Origin of the sequence: Kocuria soli (genome assembly GCF_003797835.1) — a bacterium.
GTDB lineage: Bacteria > Actinomycetota > Actinomycetes > Actinomycetales > Micrococcaceae > Kocuria > Kocuria soli.
On sequence record NZ_RKMF01000010.1, the window covers coordinates 91,696 to 108,288 of the forward strand.

Annotated in this window: 14 protein-coding genes; 5 read left to right on the forward strand and 9 right to left on the reverse strand. The window is 68.0% G+C overall.

The window, feature by feature from the left end; genetic code table 11:
* Positions 1-27: 27 nt before the first annotated feature.
* The 6 genes from EDL96_RS08700 to ptsP all read right to left on the reverse strand — a co-directional run bounded on the left by EDL96_RS08700 (position 28) and on the right by ptsP (position 7,425).
* On the reverse strand, positions 28-984 hold the full coding sequence (locus EDL96_RS08700) for a carbohydrate kinase family protein (protein ID WP_123825406.1): 957 nt from the start codon (positions 982-984) through the stop codon (positions 28-30).
* An 87-nt stretch (positions 985-1,071) separates the two neighbouring features.
* Positions 1,072-2,409 carry a M18 family aminopeptidase gene (locus EDL96_RS08705; RefSeq protein WP_233568788.1) on the reverse strand — a complete coding sequence of 446 codons (1,338 nt, stop codon included), beginning with the start codon at positions 2,407-2,409 and terminating at the stop codon, positions 1,072-1,074.
* Positions 2,406-3,908 carry a CPBP family intramembrane glutamic endopeptidase gene (locus EDL96_RS08710; RefSeq protein WP_123825407.1) on the reverse strand — a complete coding sequence of 501 codons (1,503 nt, stop codon included), beginning with the start codon at positions 3,906-3,908 and terminating at the stop codon, positions 2,406-2,408. Before EDL96_RS08710 ends, EDL96_RS08705 begins: the two co-directional genes overlap by 4 nt.
* Before the next feature lie 85 nt (positions 3,909-3,993).
* Positions 3,994-4,743 (reverse strand): glutamine amidotransferase, encoded by a 750-nt coding sequence (locus EDL96_RS08715; protein ID WP_123825408.1) that lies wholly within the window; start codon positions 4,741-4,743, stop codon positions 3,994-3,996.
* Positions 4,744-4,764: 21 nt separating this feature from the next.
* Positions 4,765-5,676: a formate dehydrogenase accessory sulfurtransferase FdhD gene (locus EDL96_RS08720; RefSeq protein WP_123825409.1), complete on the reverse strand. Its 912-nt coding sequence runs from the start codon at positions 5,674-5,676 to the stop codon at positions 4,765-4,767.
* A gap of 18 nt (positions 5,677-5,694) precedes the next feature.
* Positions 5,695-7,425 (reverse strand): phosphoenolpyruvate--protein phosphotransferase, encoded by a 1,731-nt coding sequence (ptsP, locus tag EDL96_RS08725; protein ID WP_123825410.1) that lies wholly within the window; start codon positions 7,423-7,425, stop codon positions 5,695-5,697.
* A gap of 128 nt (positions 7,426-7,553) precedes the next feature.
* On the opposite strand from ptsP, the gene EDL96_RS08730 reads away from it, so the two are divergent.
* The 4 genes from EDL96_RS08730 to EDL96_RS08745 all read left to right on the forward strand — a co-directional run bounded on the left by EDL96_RS08730 (position 7,554) and on the right by EDL96_RS08745 (position 12,139).
* The gene (locus EDL96_RS08730) at positions 7,554-8,504 is read left to right on the forward strand and encodes a DeoR/GlpR family DNA-binding transcription regulator (protein ID WP_123825411.1); all 951 of its coding nucleotides are present in this window, start codon (positions 7,554-7,556) and stop codon (positions 8,502-8,504) included.
* Positions 8,501-9,466, forward strand: a complete 966-nt coding sequence (locus EDL96_RS08735) for a 1-phosphofructokinase family hexose kinase (protein ID WP_123825412.1) — start codon at positions 8,501-8,503, stop codon at positions 9,464-9,466. Before EDL96_RS08730 ends, EDL96_RS08735 begins: the two co-directional genes overlap by 4 nt.
* A gap of 56 nt (positions 9,467-9,522) precedes the next feature.
* The gene (locus tag EDL96_RS08740; RefSeq protein WP_123825413.1) at positions 9,523-11,646 is read left to right on the forward strand and encodes a PTS fructose transporter subunit IIABC; all 2,124 of its coding nucleotides are present in this window, start codon (positions 9,523-9,525) and stop codon (positions 11,644-11,646) included.
* A gap of 223 nt (positions 11,647-11,869) precedes the next feature.
* Complete coding sequence (locus tag EDL96_RS08745; protein ID WP_123825414.1) at positions 11,870-12,139, forward strand: HPr family phosphocarrier protein; 270 nt, start codon at positions 11,870-11,872, stop codon at positions 12,137-12,139.
* Positions 12,140-12,251: 112 nt separating this feature from the next.
* Here EDL96_RS08745 and EDL96_RS08750 read toward each other — a convergent pair whose 3' ends face one another.
* Entirely contained in the window at positions 12,252-13,586 is a 1,335-nt protein-coding gene (locus EDL96_RS08750; RefSeq protein WP_123825415.1) for a glycosyltransferase 87 family protein, read from the reverse strand.
* 34 nt (positions 13,587-13,620) lie between these two features.
* Complete coding sequence (locus EDL96_RS13370; protein WP_158609568.1) at positions 13,621-13,761, reverse strand: hypothetical protein; 141 nt, start codon at positions 13,759-13,761, stop codon at positions 13,621-13,623.
* 162 nt (positions 13,762-13,923) lie between these two features.
* Between EDL96_RS13370 and EDL96_RS08755 the strand changes: the two genes are divergently transcribed.
* Entirely contained in the window at positions 13,924-14,565 is a 642-nt protein-coding gene (locus EDL96_RS08755; RefSeq protein ID WP_123825416.1) for a hypothetical protein, read from the forward strand.
* Between the two features lie 644 nt (positions 14,566-15,209).
* On the opposite strand, the gene EDL96_RS08760 is transcribed toward EDL96_RS08755, so the two are convergent.
* Complete coding sequence (locus EDL96_RS08760) at positions 15,210-16,586, reverse strand: metallophosphoesterase (protein ID WP_123825417.1); 1,377 nt, start codon at positions 16,584-16,586, stop codon at positions 15,210-15,212.
* Positions 16,587-16,593 lie beyond the last annotated feature (7 nt).

The following is a 16,593-nucleotide window of genomic DNA, read 5'->3' on the forward strand; positions in this document are numbered from 1 at the left end:
CCTGTCACGCTACCCAAAGTGCGCGTCTCACGGGCGGGTGGCGCCCTCGGATTCGCCCAGTGCGTCCAGTTCTTCGCGTCGGGGAAGATCAGCCCCGGCCCGGGAAACGGTGATGGCCGCCGCGTCCGCCGCACGCCGCAGCAGCGCGGCGATCTGCGACTCGTCCAGGTCCCCGATCTTGTCCGCACCTTCGGCACCGTCGAGCCCCAGGTCGACCAGTTGGCTGATCAAGGCAGCCATGAACGTGTCCCCCGCCCCGACCGTGTCCACGACGTCGGTCCTGCGCGCGGGCACTTCGACCCCTTCCGGTGCCGTGGCTGCGTTGATCGCCCAGGGGCCGAGTTCCCCGCGGGTCACGACCACCAGTTTGGCTCCCGACCGGTGCCAGGCACGCGCCGACTCCTGGAGGGTCGAGGTCGGGTAGAGCCACTGCAGGTCTTCGTCCGACGCCTTGATGACGTCCGCCTGTCCGGCCAACATCTCCGCCCGCTCCCGGACCTCGTCCACGTCCTGGGTGATCTGGGGACGACAGTTGGGGTCATAGGTGACCAACACGTTGCCGGCGGCAGCCTTCACGGCCTTCACGACGTTGGCGGACCCGGGTTCCAGCACGGTCGCGATCGACCCGACGTGCAACGCGGTGGAGTTGCCGACCATGGCCTCCAACTCGGCCTGTTCGACCGGGAACTCCCAAGTCATGCGGAAGTCGTAGTCGGCCGAACCGTTCTCTGCGATCCTGGCCTCGGCCACGGATGTCGCGGAGTCGTGGGTCGGCAGGGGCAACTCGACGCCCTCCGCACTGAGGTGTTGGTGGAGCAGACGACCGTCGTCGTCGTCGCCCCAGGCACCCAGGAACCTCACGGGGTGGCCCAGGCGCGCGAGGCCGAGCGCCACGTTCATGGGGCTGCCTCCGGGGTGGCGCACGGGGTCCTGATCAGGGCGCGAAACAACGTCGATGAGGGCTTCCCCGATGACTGTCAGCATGGCTCAAACAGTAGCATCGCAAGGGATTTCGACCCCCCGCGCTGACGCCCGTTGACGGGGGTTGTGGGGCGACTCCTCGGGCAGCCGTCAGGCAACCCACCAGGCAGCCACCGCACGTCTCAGGGAGTACAGGTCTTGGACGTGAACCATCTCCCGGGCGGAGTGCATGGACAGCAGCCCGACGCCGACGTCCAGCGTTCGGATGCCCAGCCGCGCTGCGGTGATCGGGCCGATCGTGGACCCACAGGGCACCGCGTTGTGGGAGACGAACTCCTGTGTGGGCACGCCTGCAGACTGGCAGGCCAGCGCCCACTGCGCCGCACCCTCCGCGTCCGTGGTGTAGTGCTGATCGGCGTTGATCTTCAGCAGAGGGCCGCCACCGGGGACGGGCCGGTTGGCAGGGTCGTGGTGACCCGGGTAGTTGGGGTGGACCAGGTGCCCGGCGTCCGCGGACAGGCATGACGACGACGCCCACTGGGCCCGGCGTCGGTCCTCCGACCAGTCGTGGGCCGCACCGATCCGGACCAGGACGTCCTCGAGGAACGGCCCGGCCGCGCCGGATCTGGTTCTGGACCCCACTTCCTCGTGGTCGAAAGCCGCCAGGACCGTGGTGGTCCGCAGGTTCTCGAATTCCTCCGCCCGGTCGATCATCGCCGTGAGGCCGGCGTGCACGGAACTCAGGTTGTCCAGACGGCCCGAGGCCAGGAACTCACCGTGGGCACCGAAACGCCGGGGCTCCTGCCCGTCGGCCAGGACCACGTCCCAGCCCAGGATGTCTTCGGGTGCCACCGCCCCGTCGGCCACGTGGGAGCCGAGGTAGGCCAGAACGTCCCCCGCGGTCCGGCCGCAGCCCCACACCGGTTGGGTGTGCTGCTGCGGGTCCAACGTGAGCCCCTTGTTCGCCCCACGGTCCAGGTGGATGGCCAACTGCGGAATGCGCGCCACGGGGTCGGTGGCCACCGTGCAGGTCCTGGTTCCGTCCCCGTCCCGGACGGTGAGTCTCCCGGCCAGGCGCAGTTCACGGTCCAGCCAGGAGTTCAGCAGCGGACCGCCGTAGACCTCCACGCCCAACTGCCACCAGGGGCTCATTCCCGTACCCGGGTGCGGCTTGAGTTTGAACGACGGCGAATCGGTGTGGGTGCCCAGGATGCGGAACCCGGCGGGCTCCTGGGGGTCGCCCGCGGGAGCGATCCAGGCGATGAAGGCCCCGTCCCTGACCGTGTAGTGCCGACCGGTGGCGACCTCAGACCCCCAGGGCCGGGTCTCTTCGAGCCGGGTGAAGCCCGCGGACTCGAGCCGCCGAGCGGCCGCCTCCACGGCGTGGTAGGAGCTCGGGGCTTCCGTGACGAAGCGTCCGAGGTCCTCGGCGTGGTCCACCGCAAGCGGGTCGATCGGCGTTGCCTGCACCGGGGATGTGTGGGTCACTGTGACTGGCCTTCCTGCCACGGCGCGGGTGTGCCGTCAGCCTGCTGGGAAAGGGGTCGCGCCATCCAGACAACCCGGTGGGCGTAGACGGGCGGGTTGGTTCCGGGGACCGGTTCGAGTTCCGGAGCGGCATAGGCGATCAAGCCCTCGGCCGGGACGAGCCGGAGGCTCTGGTTCTCGCCGACCTGCCCGGGGTCTACGTAGGCCATGGATGCAGGGATCGTGACCGGTACCAGGGGCGGCTGCGCGACAGGCTGGTGGTGTTGCGCGAATTGAGCGGGTTGCGGCGGCTGACCGGGCCCGAAGCCGCCGACACTCTGGTAGGCGCCGGGAGCCTGATGGTGTGGGGCCGGCGCATAGTGACCCGGCGCGTACGGGTAGCCGACGGGCGCGTAGGCGGCGCGGACCCGGTCGTACCAGGCGTCTTGATCCTTCTTGGGCCACACGATCGCGTGGCGGCTGCGCGCCACACGTCCGGCGCGGGAGAGCAGCAGGACGAGCAGACCGTAAACCAGTTCGATCACGAAGATCACGCCGAACCCCATGAACCCCACGGAACTCTCCGAGGCCTGCGTGGGATCGGAAGGCCACAGAACGCTGGTCACGGTCACCACCATGTTGTTGACCACGTGCAGGCTGATGGCGGCCTCCAGCCCGCCGGTGCGCCACGTGATGAAGCCCGCGACGACGGCCATCCAGAGCACCGAGAGCTGACCCCACACGTCGTACATGTGGCCCAGCATGAACACGGGTGCCGGGAGCAGGATGGCCCAGGCGGGGTTCTTGAGCCACCGACCGATCGCCTGGGCGAGATAGCCGCGGAAGACGAGTTCCTCCGCGGTGCACTGGATGGGCACCACCAGGAAACCCATGATCAGGGTGAGCCACCACAAAGGGTGGCGCTGGACGGTCGCCGTGGCTTCGCCACCGCCTGCACCTGCCAGGGCCACTTCCAGCACGGTCATCAGGCCGTAGATCAGCACGAACACGGCCGTGGCCAGTCCCATGGTGGTCAACAGCCACTTCCAGCGGATCCGGCCGGTGACAGACCAGATCAACCCGAGCGGCCGGGGCCGCAGGAGCCATCGCATGAACAGGACCACGGGCATCCAGATGGCCACGGACCCGAAGAGGAACAGGAAGATCCATGGATTGGTCATGTCCATCTGTTCCGCGTCCGTGGAACTCATGTCCATGAAGAACGAATCTGCGCCCAGGATCAGTGCGACGATCGCGGCACCGATAGCGAACACGATGGTCACCAGCATGATCCCGGCCACCAGGGCACCGCCCTCGGCCAGGGGTGACCATCGCCGGTGCTTGGGATCGGACAGAGCAAGCCGGTGGTAGGCGAGGTCACGGTAGTGGGCGCCGGTCGGCAGGCCGGTCCGGGGGTCCAGGGGCGGCAGCGACGGCGGAGGAGGTGTGGTGGGACCGGGAGCCGCAGTCCAAGAACTCGGCACTGTGGCTGGGGGAAACACCCCGGTCTGAGTTGTCATGTGTTCACCGTATCCAAGTCGGGAGACACCCGAATCACCCCTTTGAACGATTACCGAAACGATTACCGGCACCTCGGCCCAAGGGCTACCGGGCGAAGACTCGCACGAACTCCCGCAGGAGCAAGGACGGGACGTGCACCTTCGGGCCGTCCTTGACGTGTTGCTTCACCGATTCGGCGTCCTCCAGGCGGAAGTAGCCGTGGTGCTTGTAGGCCTCGATACGTCCGATCAGCGCGGGTTCGTCCAGTTCGGGGTGGAACTGTGTGGCGTAGGCGTGCGTGCCCACCCGGAACATCTGCACGGGGCAGGTCTCCCCCGTGGCCAGCAGCACGGCGTTGGGCGGCAGCTCCCGAATCGCCTCCTTGTGTCCCACGAAAGCGTGGAACCGCCGGGGCAGGGCGGCCAGCAGCGGGTCCCGGGCGCCGTCGTCGGTCACCGTGACCTCGATGGCGCCGACGTCCTCCCCGTAGGTGCCGTCCACGATGCCACCCTGATGTACGCCCAAGGTCCCGACGCCGTAGCAGGCACCGAAGAACGGAATCCGGTCCGCCATGACGCGGTCCAGCAGCTCGCCCAGGGACAGTTCGACGCGGACCTGAGTGGCGGACTTCTCGGCCTGCGGCAGGGAGGTGTTGAAGGGCGAACCGCCCACCAGGACCCCCGAGTAGCGGCTCAGGTCCAGGGCCGCGAGTTCACGGGAGGCTTCTTCGCCCTGCTCGAGCCGCAGCCTGTGGAGCTGGCTCGGTTCCAGGCCCGCGAAGCGGCACATGGTCTCGTGTTCCTCGTCCGCAATGGTGTCTTCGGGACGGGTGGAGACCAGCAGGAACGGCAGCATGGTCACACTGTAGTGGCGCGTTCAGTCGCCCACGCAGGATGTGTCGATCCGTTGCCCGCCCGCGTAGATGTTCGCCCCCGTGCCCCGGTTGAAGCCCACCAGCGTCAGTCCCGTCCGATCCGCGACGTCCACTGCCAGCGCGGAGGGGGCGGAGACGGCCGAGAGCATGGGAATGCCCGCCATCACGGCCTTCTGGACCAGTTCGAAGGAGGCTCTGGCCGAGACCTGCAGGACCGTCCCGGTCAACGGCAGCAGGTCCTGCTCGAGGGCCCACCCGACTACCTTGTCCACGGCGTTGTGCCGCCCCACGTCCTCGCGGACGCACAGGAGTTCGGGCTCCCCGCTGCCCACGAGGCCGGGCCCCACACCGGCGTCGGGCTCGTCACCGGCGTCGGGCATCCGGAACAATGCGGCCGCGTGCACGCCCCCGGTCGAGGAGAACAACCGCTGTTCGGCTCGCAGCCGGTCGGGCAGCCCCAGGACGGTGGCAAGGTCCACCGTGAGCGGGTCCGTGAGCGGCTCGTACGGGGAGACCTTGAGGACGCCGTCCATCGAGGCCGTGCCGCACACCCCGCAGGACGACGACGTGTAGACCTCCCGGCGACCGCGATCCGCCCGGGCCGCGACCTCCGGGGGCAGTTGGACGTCGACCACGTTGTAGTCACGCATGCCTTCGGCGTCGATGCCCGAGCGGTAATCCATCCGCAGAATCTCGGACTGGGAGCCCAGCACGCCCTCGGAGACCAGGAACCCGGCGACCATGGCGAAGTCGTGACCGGGCGTCCGCATGGTGACCGCGAAGGACTCCCCGTTGAGCCGGATCTCCAGCGGCTCCTCCCCCACCAGGGTGTCCGCGCGGGTACTTTCCCACAGGCGGCCTTCCTGGTCGGTGCGGATGCGCTGTACGCGGCGCCGCTGGGTCGAACGCGTCACGGGTGCCTCAGACCGCCCTCACTTGCCGCCCTTGATGATGTCGAAAGCAGAGTCCCTGGCCGCCTGGGCGGTCGGTGCGGACACCGCGGCCTCGGCGGCGCGGGCGATCTGCTCGTCCGTCGCCTGACCCAGCTGGACGCCGACGGCGGCCAGGGCCGGTGCGGCAGCGGACAGCGAGGTCACGCCGAGGCCCACGAGCACGCAGGCCAGCAGCGGGTCGGCCGCGGCCTCACCGCACACTCCCACGGGCTTGTCCGCGCGCTGTCCGGCGTCTGCTGCCATCTTGATGAGCTTGAGCACGGCGGGCTGCCAGGGGTCCGTGAGCTGAGAAAGCTGCGAGGCCATGCGGTCGGCGGCCATGGCGTACTGGGTCAGATCGTTCGTGCCGATCGAGAAGAACTCCACGTGCTTGAGCAGTTCGTCCCCGAGCAGTGCCGCGGACGGGACCTCGATCATGACGCCGGGGATCAGACCGCGGTCGCGGCACAGCTTGCCGTACCACTCCGCTTCCTCGACGGTGGCGATCATGGGGGCCATGACCCACGGTTTGGCACCGGTGCCCTTGACGGCTTCTGCGACGGCGTCCAGCTGGCGTTCCAGGACTCCGGGCTCGTCGAAGGCGATGCGCACGCCGCGCACGCCCAGGGAGGGGTTCGGTTCGTCCGGCATGGTGGCGAAAGCCAGCGGCTTGTCTGAACCCGCGTCCAGGGTCCGGACCACGACCTTCTGGTCGTGGAAGGCCTCGAAGACCTCCCGGTAGATCCCGGCCTGGGTCTCCACGGAAGGTTCGGACTGGGCGGAGAGGAAGCAGAGCTCCGTACGGAACAGACCGACACCCTCGGGCAGGCCGGTTGCCGCGGCGGTCCGGGCACCGGCCCCGTCCTGCACGTTGGCCAGCAGTTGGACCCGCGTGCCGTCAGCGGTGACGGCGGGGCCGGTCCAGGACCTGATCTTGGCCTGGACCTCGGCGGACTCCTTGGCACGGGCCTCCGCCTTGAGCGGATCCGGGGTGGTCTCGATCTCACCGGCCTCGCCGTCGATCAGGATCAAGGAACCGTCCTGGATCTGGGTGAGCGCCGAGCCCGCGCCCACGACGCAGGGGATGCCGAACTGCCGCGCGATGATCGCGGTGTGGCTGGTCTTGCCGCCCAGCTGCGTCACGATGCCGCGGACCAGCTCCGGATCCAGGCCGGCGGTGTCAGCGGGGGCCAGGTCCTCGGCGAGCAGAATCACCGGCTCCTCCGGGGACGGGACACCCGGTTCGGGCTCGCCGCGCAGTTCGGCGACCACACGGTCGCGGATGTCCTTGAGGTCCGTGGTGCGCTCGGCCATGAGCCCACCGATCTTCTCGAACTTGGCAACAAAAGTGTCGGTTGCACGCACGGTGGCAACAACTGCGGTGGTGCCCGAATCGATGTGTTTGGCCACGGCGCGGCGCCATCCCTTGTCCGTGACCAGGGCTGCGGTGGCCTCCAGAACCTCGGCGGCGTGGCCCTCGGCCTTCTCCGAACGCCCCTTCAGACGGTCCGCCACGGTGGCCGCCGCGACGTCGAAACGTTCCTTCTGCTCGTCGCGTTCGGCTTCGGGAACCACCGGGCCGTCGGTCGGCAATTGTGGCCGTGGCCTGGCCCAAAGCGCCGGACTGGCCGCGATTCCGGCAACCACGCCGATCCCCAGCAAAGGTGCCGGGGCAGCGTCGGTGGATTCGCCAGCCGGAGTCGCCGGATCGAAACGGGCATCAACAGACATGGGGAGTGCTCCTCGCCTTCGAGTTCTCCTGCGCACGTGGCAGTGGCGGAATCCTCAGGATACGCGGCGCGTGGAACGGGCGACAACAAAGGTTGACAAGCAACAGATTCGGGCATGATCATTCACATATGGGCGTAACAGAGATCACGCCCGGTGCCCCTGATCCCTCATCCGGTCCGGATCGCACCGGGTCCGACGCCGGCAACGATGCCGGGTCGACCACCCAGGTCCCGGCCGGTGCCCGACCGGGCATCGGCGAGCATGATCGTGAGCAACCTCCCGTTCCCGTCATGTACGCGAAGGAACGCCGCCAGGCCATCGTCCGACTGACCGCAGCTCGTGGTCGGGTGTCGGTGGCGGACCTGGCCGTCACGTTCGCGGTGGCGCCGGAGACCATTCGACGTGACCTTGACGTGCTGGTCCGCTCCGGGCAGGTGGACCGGGTGCACGGCGGTGCCATCCCTCGTTCGTCGTTCGGCACCATCGAATCCACGGCCCGCGAGCGCCGGACCACCCGCGGGGACGCAAAGGCCGCCATTGCCCGCGCCGCCATGGCCTATCTGCCCGAGTCACACGGGAGCATCATCCTGGACGGCGGGACCACCACGGGCGCACTGGGTTCCGAGATCACGCTGCGCTCCGAACAAGACCCCACCGCCGGCCCACTCACGGTGATCACGGATTCCGTGAGGACCGGCCTGGAGCTCTCCACCACTCGCAGCCTGTCCGTGCACCTGCTGGGCGGCGTCATCCGCGACGTGACGGAAACGGTGGTGGGCGCCATGGCGCTGACCATGCTCGGCCAGGTCTCCGCGGACGTCGCGTTCCTTGGCACCAACGGACTCTCCGCGGACTTCGGTCTCACCACCCCGGACGTCGAGGAAGCCGCCGTCAAGCGGCTCATGACCACCCGCTCCCGCCGATGCATCCTGCTGGCCGACGCGTCCAAGTTCGATTCGAACTACATGTGCACGTTCGCCGAACTCGAGCAGCTCGATGTCCTGATCACGGATGCCCAGCCGCCTCGGCATCTGGCCCAAGCCCTGAAAGCCCACGAAATCGAGGTCGTGATCGCATGATCATCACTTTTACCGCCAACCCCAGCATCGACCGCACGGCGAATCTGTCCGTCGCCCTGGAACGCGGCGGCGTCAACCGCATCGTGTCCGTCGACGACGGGCCTGGCGGCAAGGGGATCAACGTGTCCCGCGCATTGACGTTGGCCGACGCCCCGACCACGGCGATCTTCCCGGCACCCGATGGAGATCCCCTGGTCCAGGCCGTCAAGGACGCGGGCGTGGGCTTCGCCCTGGTGGAGACCGACGTGCGTGCCCGCACCAACCTGACGGTCACGGAGCCCGACGGCACGACGACGAAGATCAACGAGCCGGGGTCCCCGCTGGACGAGGCCGCACAGCGCGCCTGTATGGACGCGATCCTGGCTGCGGCCGGTGCCGGTGACTGGGTCGCCCTCTGTGGCTCCCTGCCTCCGGGACCGACCGAGACCTGGTACGCGGACATGGTTGCCGAGTTGAAGCAGGCCGGCCTGGAGGTCGCCGTCGACACCTCCGATGCACCCCTGATCGCGCTGGCCCAGGACCTGGAAGCCGCTGCCCCGAGCCTGTTGAAGCCCAACGGACTCGAACTGGGGCAATTGGTCGGCGCTGACGGCCCCGCCATCGAAGCCGCCGCCGAGAACGGGGACTTCCTCCCCGCCGCTCAAGCAGCACGGAAGCTCGTGGATCGCGGGGTGAGTGCGGTCCTGGCCACGCTCGGAGCCGCGGGGGCGGTCCTGGTGACCGCCGACGGCGCCTGGGTCGGCAACCCGCCGCCCATCACCCCCGTGTCCACCGTCGGCGCGGGAGATTCCTCCCTGGCCGGTCTGCTGCTGGCCTTCACCCAGGGCCTGGAACCCGCCGAATGTCTGCGTCACGCGGTCGCCTACGGCTCCGCCGCCACCGCACTGGCCGGCACCGGCGTCCCGGCCCCCGAGCAGGTCGACCTGCAACGCACGCGCGTCACCGAGCTCCCGCTCGACTGACCCGCCCTTCAGATCCAGAAGTAACCATCCACAACCCACCGAGCAAGGAATCCTCGATGTCAGAGCAACCTCTGATCGTCCCGGAGCTGGTCGTCCTCGATCAGAATCTGGGCGCTCACAAGAACGATGTGATCACTCAACTCTCCGGCGTCGTGGCCGCAGCAGGTCGCGCGGACTCAGCCGACGGCCTGGCGGCCGACGCGTTGGCCCGTGAAGATCAGTCCCCCACGGGTCAGCCCGGCGGCATCGGCATCCCTCACTGCCGCTCCACGCACGTCAACACCACTTCCCTGGGCTTTGCCCGGTTGGCCGAACCCGTCGACTTCGGCGCCAAGGACGGCCCCGCGGACCTGATCTTCCTGATCGCCGCGGCCGACGGCGAAGGCAAGGAACACCTCAAGCTCCTGTCCAAGCTGGCCCGCGCCATGGCCCGCAAGACCTTCCTGTCCTCCCTGCGTGAGGCCCAGACGGCCGAGGAGGTCGTGGCGATCGTCGAAGAGGTGCTGGCTCCCAAGCAGACCGGCGCAGGTTCCGGCGACGCCGCCACTTCCGGGGGCGCCTCCGGCTCCACTGCCGCTGGTGCCACCGCTGCCGGGGCAGCTGGCGCGGGTGCCGGTGCTGCCGCGGCCGGTGCTTCCGCTGGTACTTCCGGTTCCGGCAAGCGCCGTCTGGTGGCCGTGACGTCGTGCCCCACGGGTATCGCGCACACCTACATGGCCGCCGAGGCGCTGGAGCAAAAGGCGCAGGAAATGGGCCACGAACTCGTGGTCGAGACCCAGGGCTCCTCCGGCGGCACGGCGTTGACCCAGGAGCAGATCGACGCCGCCGACGCCGTGGTGTTCGCCGTCGGTGTGGGCGTCCGTGACCGCGAGCGCTTCGCGGGCAAGCCCGGCGTGGAAGCGGGCGTCAACGTCGGCGTCTCCGATCCCGAAGGGCTGATCACCAAGGCGCTGGCAGCCGCCGACAACCCCAACGGTCACCGGATCGCCGGTGGCGGTGGTTCCGGCGGTGGCGAAGGCTCCGGTTCCTCGGAGGGCCAGTCCTGGGGACGCCGCATCCAGCAGGCGCTCATGACCGGTGTGTCCTACATGATCCCGTTCGTGGCCGCGGGTGGTCTGTTGATCGCCCTTGGCTTCGCGCTGGGTGGTGCCGAGCGCGTGGCCGAGGTCGCGGAGACGGTCATGGCCGAGAACTCGCTGTTCAACCTGCCGGCTGACGGCGGACTGTGGCTCTACCTGGGCTCGGTGTTCTTCACCGTGGGTGGTCTGGCCATGGGCTTCCTGGTCCCGGCGCTGTCCGGCTACATCGCCTATGCGCTTGCCGGTCGACCCGGTATCGCACCGGGCTTCGTGGGCGGCGCCATCGCCGTCGCCGTGGGCGCCGGGTTCATCGGTGGTCTGGTTACCGGCCTGGTGGCCGGTCTGATCGCCATGGCGATCGCCGCGATCAAGGTGCCGCGTTGGTTGGCGGGCCTCATGCCCGTGGTCATCATCCCGCTGGTCACGACCACCCTGGTCGGCCTGCTCATGTACCTCCTGCTGGGCAAGCCCCTGGCCAACCTCATGACCTGGCTGCAGGACGGCCTGAACTCCATGACCGGCACCTCGGCCATTCTGCTGGGCATCATCCTGGGCCTCATGATGTGCTTCGACCTGGGTGGCCCGGTCAACAAGGCGGCCTACCTGTTCGCCACGGCCGGCCTGGCACAGGGCACCGACGCCGCGATGGGCATCATGGCCACCGTCATGGCTGCGGGCATGGTTCCGCCGCTGGCCATGGCGCTGTCCACCACTGTTCGGGGCAAGCTGTACTCGGAGGCCGAGCGCGAGAACGGCCGCACCGCGTGGCTGCTGGGTGCTTCCTTCATCTCCGAGGGTGCCATCCCCTTCGCCGCGGCGGACCCGCTCCGCGTGATCCCGTCGATGATGGCCGGCGGTGCCGTGACCGGTGCCCTGACCATGGCCCTGAACGTCACGCTCAACGCCCCGCACGGTGGCATCTTCGTGGTTCCCGCCATGGGCAACCCCTGGGGCTTCCTGATCGCACTGGTGGCCGGCGTCGTCGTCGCTGCGGCGATCGTGACCGTCCTCAAGGGCCAGCGCCAGAAGTCGCTCATGGCCAAGGCACAGCGCGAAGCAGAGTCGGAGAACGCGCCGACCGCAGCCTCCGTGGCCGCCTGACGAACGCAGCCGGATAGGCACCGTTTCCACAGCGCCTCTCCACCCACGTGGCCCCACCGATCCGAATGGACCGGCGGGGCCACGTCACGTAGCGGACTGTTCCGGCCACAAAATGGCCCAGTCGGCCACCGGCTGCAACACTGGTACCGGTTTCACAGGCGCGTGGCGGTAGTCTCGCCACAGCGTACAGCTACCCAGCAAGTTGCAATCCACAGGAGGAAACATGCCCAGCAAGAAGGTTGTCGTCGGTTCCGCAGTCGGTCTGCACGCCCGCCCCGCCGCGATCATCGCGGAGGCAGCAGGCGAGTTCGACGACGAGATCCTGATCGGCCTGGTCAACGATCCCGACGAGGAGCCCGCTGACGCATCCTCCTCCCTGCTGATCATGGCCCTGGGGGCGGAGAAGGGCACCGAGGTCGAGGTCAGCTCCGAGAACGCCGACGCCGTGGAGAAGATCGCCGCCCTGGTCGAGAAGGACCTGGACGCCGAGTGATCTGATCACCCGCTTCACCCAGCGCTGAACCCTCGCGAAACTCGCGCATCAACGCCTGATGCGCGAGTTTCGCGAGGGTTCAGCGCTGTCCGGGGGTGCTGTCCGGAAGGGGTTATGCGCGTGCTTCGCGGCGTCCGTCGCGGATGACGACGGACGCCCAGAGCAGCAGCAGCACGAAGAGGACCAGGTACGGGAACACCCAGATGGTCTCCGCGACGTGCAGGTGGACGCCCACCCGGTCCGTCAGGTACAGCCCGCGCATGGGCCCGATGTAGGCGCCGATCAGCCAGATCCACGTCAGCACAGCAGCCACGGTGCGCACGGTTCCGTGGAACAGACGGGGGAAGGCCTCGACCCACAGGGCGGCGGCGATGACCGGGAAATAGACCTGGTGGTGCGACCAGGAGATGGGTGACATGAACAGCATGACCAGGGCATTCATGGAAATCGCCGATAGGATCATCCCTCTGCGCGTCAGGTACACGAGGGCGACGGCCACCAAAGCGATCATGATCAGGACCAGCGGATAACGGATGGGGTCCACCACGGACTCCGGCAGCCAGTTCTTGATGATGATGCCGGTCAACGCCGTGTTGTCGATGTACTTGATGGAACCGACGCGATCCGAAGCGGACACGGACTCCGTCCAGAACTGCATCGAGTCGTTGAAGATGACCAGGAAGCCGATTCCGACGGTGGCGGCGAACGCGAACCCCATGGCGATGATGGCCTTGAACTGCTTCTGCATCAGGAAGATCAGGCCGAAGGCCAGCGGCGTCAACTTGATGCCCGCCGCCAGGCCGATCAGCACACCGCGGGGAATGAACGCCGTCGCGCGTTCCAGGCCCGAACCCGTGCCGTCGGTGCGCCGCACAAGGTCCAGGAAGATCAGGCCGAACAGCAGGATGTTGACCTGCCCCAGGGAGATCGTTCGGATCCAGGGCCCGCAGAACAGGATCACCGCCAGCACCAGCGCCCACATGGCACGGCTGCCCAGGTAACCGGTCAACGGGATGGGGCGACCCTTGCGGTTGGCGTAGGAGATCAGCGCCCCGGCCAACAGGGCCCCGACGACGACGTCGAGAACCAGCAGCAGGTACTGGGTGATGCCGAACGGGATCCAGGCCAGCAGTCCGAAGAGCAGCGCCGCGAACGGTGGATACGTGAACGGCAGGGTGTCCGGCCCGCCCCACGGGACGGGGAAGGCCAGGTCGTACAGCGGCTCCTGGCGCGTGTTCGGGTGGGCAACCCACTGGGCGCCCATGTTGTAGACCATGAGGTCCAGGGAACCCTCGAACACCAGCTTGACGGCCCAGACCAGCGCGGCCACCAGTGCCACGTAGGCGAGTGCCTTGGCCCAAGCAGGCCCGGTCCCGGGCACGTGCGGAACCAGCCACCGGCCTGTGCTCTCGCCTTCGGCGCGGGTGGTGCGAACGGACGCGGACAAACGGGCCTCCTGCGGCGGGGTTCCTGGGGGTCGATCACGAGATGACCCGCGCGCCGTGGTGATTCGGCACGCGGACGGCCTGTGGGTACCCCGCGATCGGGGCCCACCACAGCGTACCCGCGGCCCCGGGCCCTTCCCCGTGATTGCCCACGACGACGGGCATGCGCTCCGTCACCCACCCATTCGGAACGGGTGCTGCCCGAGCCCACGACGTGCCTCCGTGGCCGTCAGCATCGCGACAACAATTCGATGACGACTGTCGTGACAAGGTGCGACGGACCGTTAACGTGAAATGAGTCATGAGCCGATCAGCCGACTGCGTGGAGGTGCAGGACCGATGGGCAAGGAACCGAACGACGACTTCCCGCTACCGGTCCCGGTCACCGGGTGGCAGCGATGGCGTCCCGTGCTGCTGATTGTCGGCTTTGTGTTGTTCTTCATTCCTCTGGTTTTTACGGACTTTGTTCCCGTTCCGGAACTGGTGGGACGGGCCTGTGTTGCCATCGTGGTTGCCGTCATGGTGTACGACACGGTGGCCAAGATGACACGTGCCCGCAGCACCCGGGGACAGCGGCGGCGGGCCCTTGCCAAGGAGATTCCCAGCGAATTGGGGCACGCCGAGTGGTCGGGTGTGGTCGACGGCCTTGACCGCAATTCACTGGATTCCTTCGCGGAGGCACTCACCGAGGTGGCACCACGTTTGACCCGGGACCACCGCCATTCGCGGTCCAGTTTGGCGGTGTTCCGCTGGGTCCCCGAGTCGTACCTTCACGGCTACGGACGAATCGTGACCATCCGCGTACCCGCGGGAAGTGGCGGCCAGGACGTGACGGTGACGGTCGACCCGCTCGTGCCCACTGCAATCCTCGACTTCAGGGCTGCCGCACACGATGCAGCCGAGTTCGTCCTGGCCCTCCAGTGCCTCGCGCGGCTCCGGACAGGTTCCTTGCCCATGCCGGTCAGGACAGGACGACTGTGACGGTACGCGGGGAGCCACATCAGGGGCGCTTTCGCCCACCTCGCGCTTGGAAGCGCCGCACGACGTTGATCACGCTCGCCGGAGCATGGCCTGTGCTGACGCTTTTCGTGGTGTTCGCCTTCAGGAGCTTGGCCGGTTGGATCTGGGATGCCGAGCAGATCGGCGCCCTGGTGGGGCTGGGCGTGATGCTGGCAATGCTTGTCGTCTTTTGGAAACTCCCGGCCCCGGTGGGCCCGGGTGAACCGGCTCCGATGGACCTCGAACAGGATGGTGATTCTCACCGCTGGACCGGAGAGGTCCCGGGATTGACCCCTGTGAACCTGGAGTCCGTCTTGATGCAGGCGACCGAGGTCCATCCGCGGCTCCAGCTGAAGTCCGTTTCACAGGAGGGAGACTCGGCCACCCTCACCACGAAGGCCGGATGGAGCACGACAGGTGCGGACGTCGCCGTTCGCTGTCTTCAGCAACACGGTGCCGATGGGTCCGTTGAATCCACGGAGTTCACTCGATACGAGGTCACCATCTCCCCCGGGACCGCTGCACCGGACGTGCGACAGCAGGTCGACGACCTGACCCGGCTGGTCTATCTCCTGCAGGAATTGGCGTCCCCGCACGCGGCACCTGATACCAACCGCTGCCTGCCCCTACCGCCGTTTGACCATCCAACGCCCCACGACGGCGGCACCCACGGCACCGGCCAACGTGAGGGCCGTCCCCCAGGGGTCCGGGACAGCTCGCCCCGTGGTGTCCGCAGTACCGCCCGTATGAACTCCCGGACTGCCCGTAGCCCCACCCTCGTGCGGAAGCCCGTCGTTCCTCATCAAGTGGGATCGGAGGTCCACGGGGAGGATCAGGTGGTCGGGGTTCACCCACTGCTCAGGGGGAACGGCGGCCGCTCTCCCTCCCGATCGCATGGCATCCACCTGGACCTGCGGCGCGTAGTCGGCCGGTGCGAAACTGTCCAGGACGGGAGAGTAGGTGGTGATCCGAACCGATCCGTCGGCAACCCGGAACTGCAGGAGCCGCAAGAAACCCGTGCGCTTGTCACCGTCCGGTTCTTCGTACCCCGCGGGAAACTGCTCGTCCGGCAGGCGATGCGCCTGGTAGTCCGCCAACACGCTGGTGACCCGGTGTCCGCCTTCGGTCTCCAGGACCCACCCCGTGCCTGAGACGTGGCCACAGAGGACCATGACCACGTTCGCGTTACGGGACACGATCTCCCGGTGGATCTTCTCCCCGTCGTCCGCCCCATAGCTCCCGGGACCCCCGAATTGCGCCCCGGAGCCGTCAGGGTTCGTCCCCAGGTCGAGGTAGTGGTGCGTACAGATCACCGCGTCCCGGTCCGCATGGCGTTCGAGCATTCTGTTGGCCCACGAGACGTGTTCGTCCCGGACCCCGTAGCCGAGGTGGAGGAAGACCAACCGCAGTTCCCCGACGTCCACCAGGTCGACGTGGCAGCTGTTGTCCAGCGGGCGCCATGGGCCGCCGTAATGCGCCTGGACCGGCAAATCGCCGGCGGAAGGCCGCCACTTGCGGGCCGCAACGGCACTTCGAGGGGGGCCGAAGAACCGGTTGAACATGGTCAGCTCCGGCGACCCGTGCCCTTCGTCAGAACCCCAGCGGTTGTCGTGGTTCCCCGGCAACACCCCGACCGGGACCCCCGCTGCCTCGACCGTCTTGATCAGGCGCCTGGCCTCCTTGAACTCGGCTCGCGCGGTGGAACGCCGGTTCCAGAACCAGCACCAGTTCTCGACCAGGTCACCCGTGTGGGCCAGGTACACGATCTTTCGCGGCCCCGCGTTCTCCGCGACCCACCGCCCGATGGCATCTTGCGCAGCCCGGAAACGTGCCTGACGCTCGGGGTCTGTCGCATCGGCGGCGCCCTCGGCGATGTACTGGGTGTCGGTCAGATGGACGACGGCGAAGTCGTAGTCACCTGGGTCGGCGAACCCAGCGTCGGCTTGACGAGCATCCATCTGGTGGCCTCCCCACATCTGCAATGCGCCCATGGTCGGGGCCATGATGACA

Coding starts and splice junctions, on each gene's coding strand:
- EDL96_RS08760 (WP_123825417.1), bottom strand. CDS start 16,586: ATGGCCCCGACCATGGGCGCATTGCAGATGTGGGGAGGCCACCAGATG.
- EDL96_RS08730 (WP_123825411.1), top strand. CDS start 7,554: ATGGGCGTAACAGAGATCACGCCCGGTGCCCCTGATCCCTCATCCGGT.
- EDL96_RS08715 (WP_123825408.1), bottom strand. CDS start 4,743: ATGCTGCCGTTCCTGCTGGTCTCCACCCGTCCCGAAGACACCATTGCG.
- EDL96_RS08710 (WP_123825407.1), bottom strand. CDS start 3,908: ATGACAACTCAGACCGGGGTGTTTCCCCCAGCCACAGTGCCGAGTTCT.
- EDL96_RS08740 (WP_123825413.1), top strand. CDS start 9,523: ATGTCAGAGCAACCTCTGATCGTCCCGGAGCTGGTCGTCCTCGATCAG.
- EDL96_RS08700 (WP_123825406.1), bottom strand. CDS start 984: ATGCTGACAGTCATCGGGGAAGCCCTCATCGACGTTGTTTCGCGCCCT.
- EDL96_RS08735 (WP_123825412.1), top strand. CDS start 8,501: ATGATCATCACTTTTACCGCCAACCCCAGCATCGACCGCACGGCGAAT.
- EDL96_RS08745 (WP_123825414.1), top strand. CDS start 11,870: ATGCCCAGCAAGAAGGTTGTCGTCGGTTCCGCAGTCGGTCTGCACGCC.
- ptsP (WP_123825410.1), bottom strand. CDS start 7,425: ATGTCTGTTGATGCCCGTTTCGATCCGGCGACTCCGGCTGGCGAATCC.
- EDL96_RS08755 (WP_123825416.1), top strand. CDS start 13,924: ATGGGCAAGGAACCGAACGACGACTTCCCGCTACCGGTCCCGGTCACC.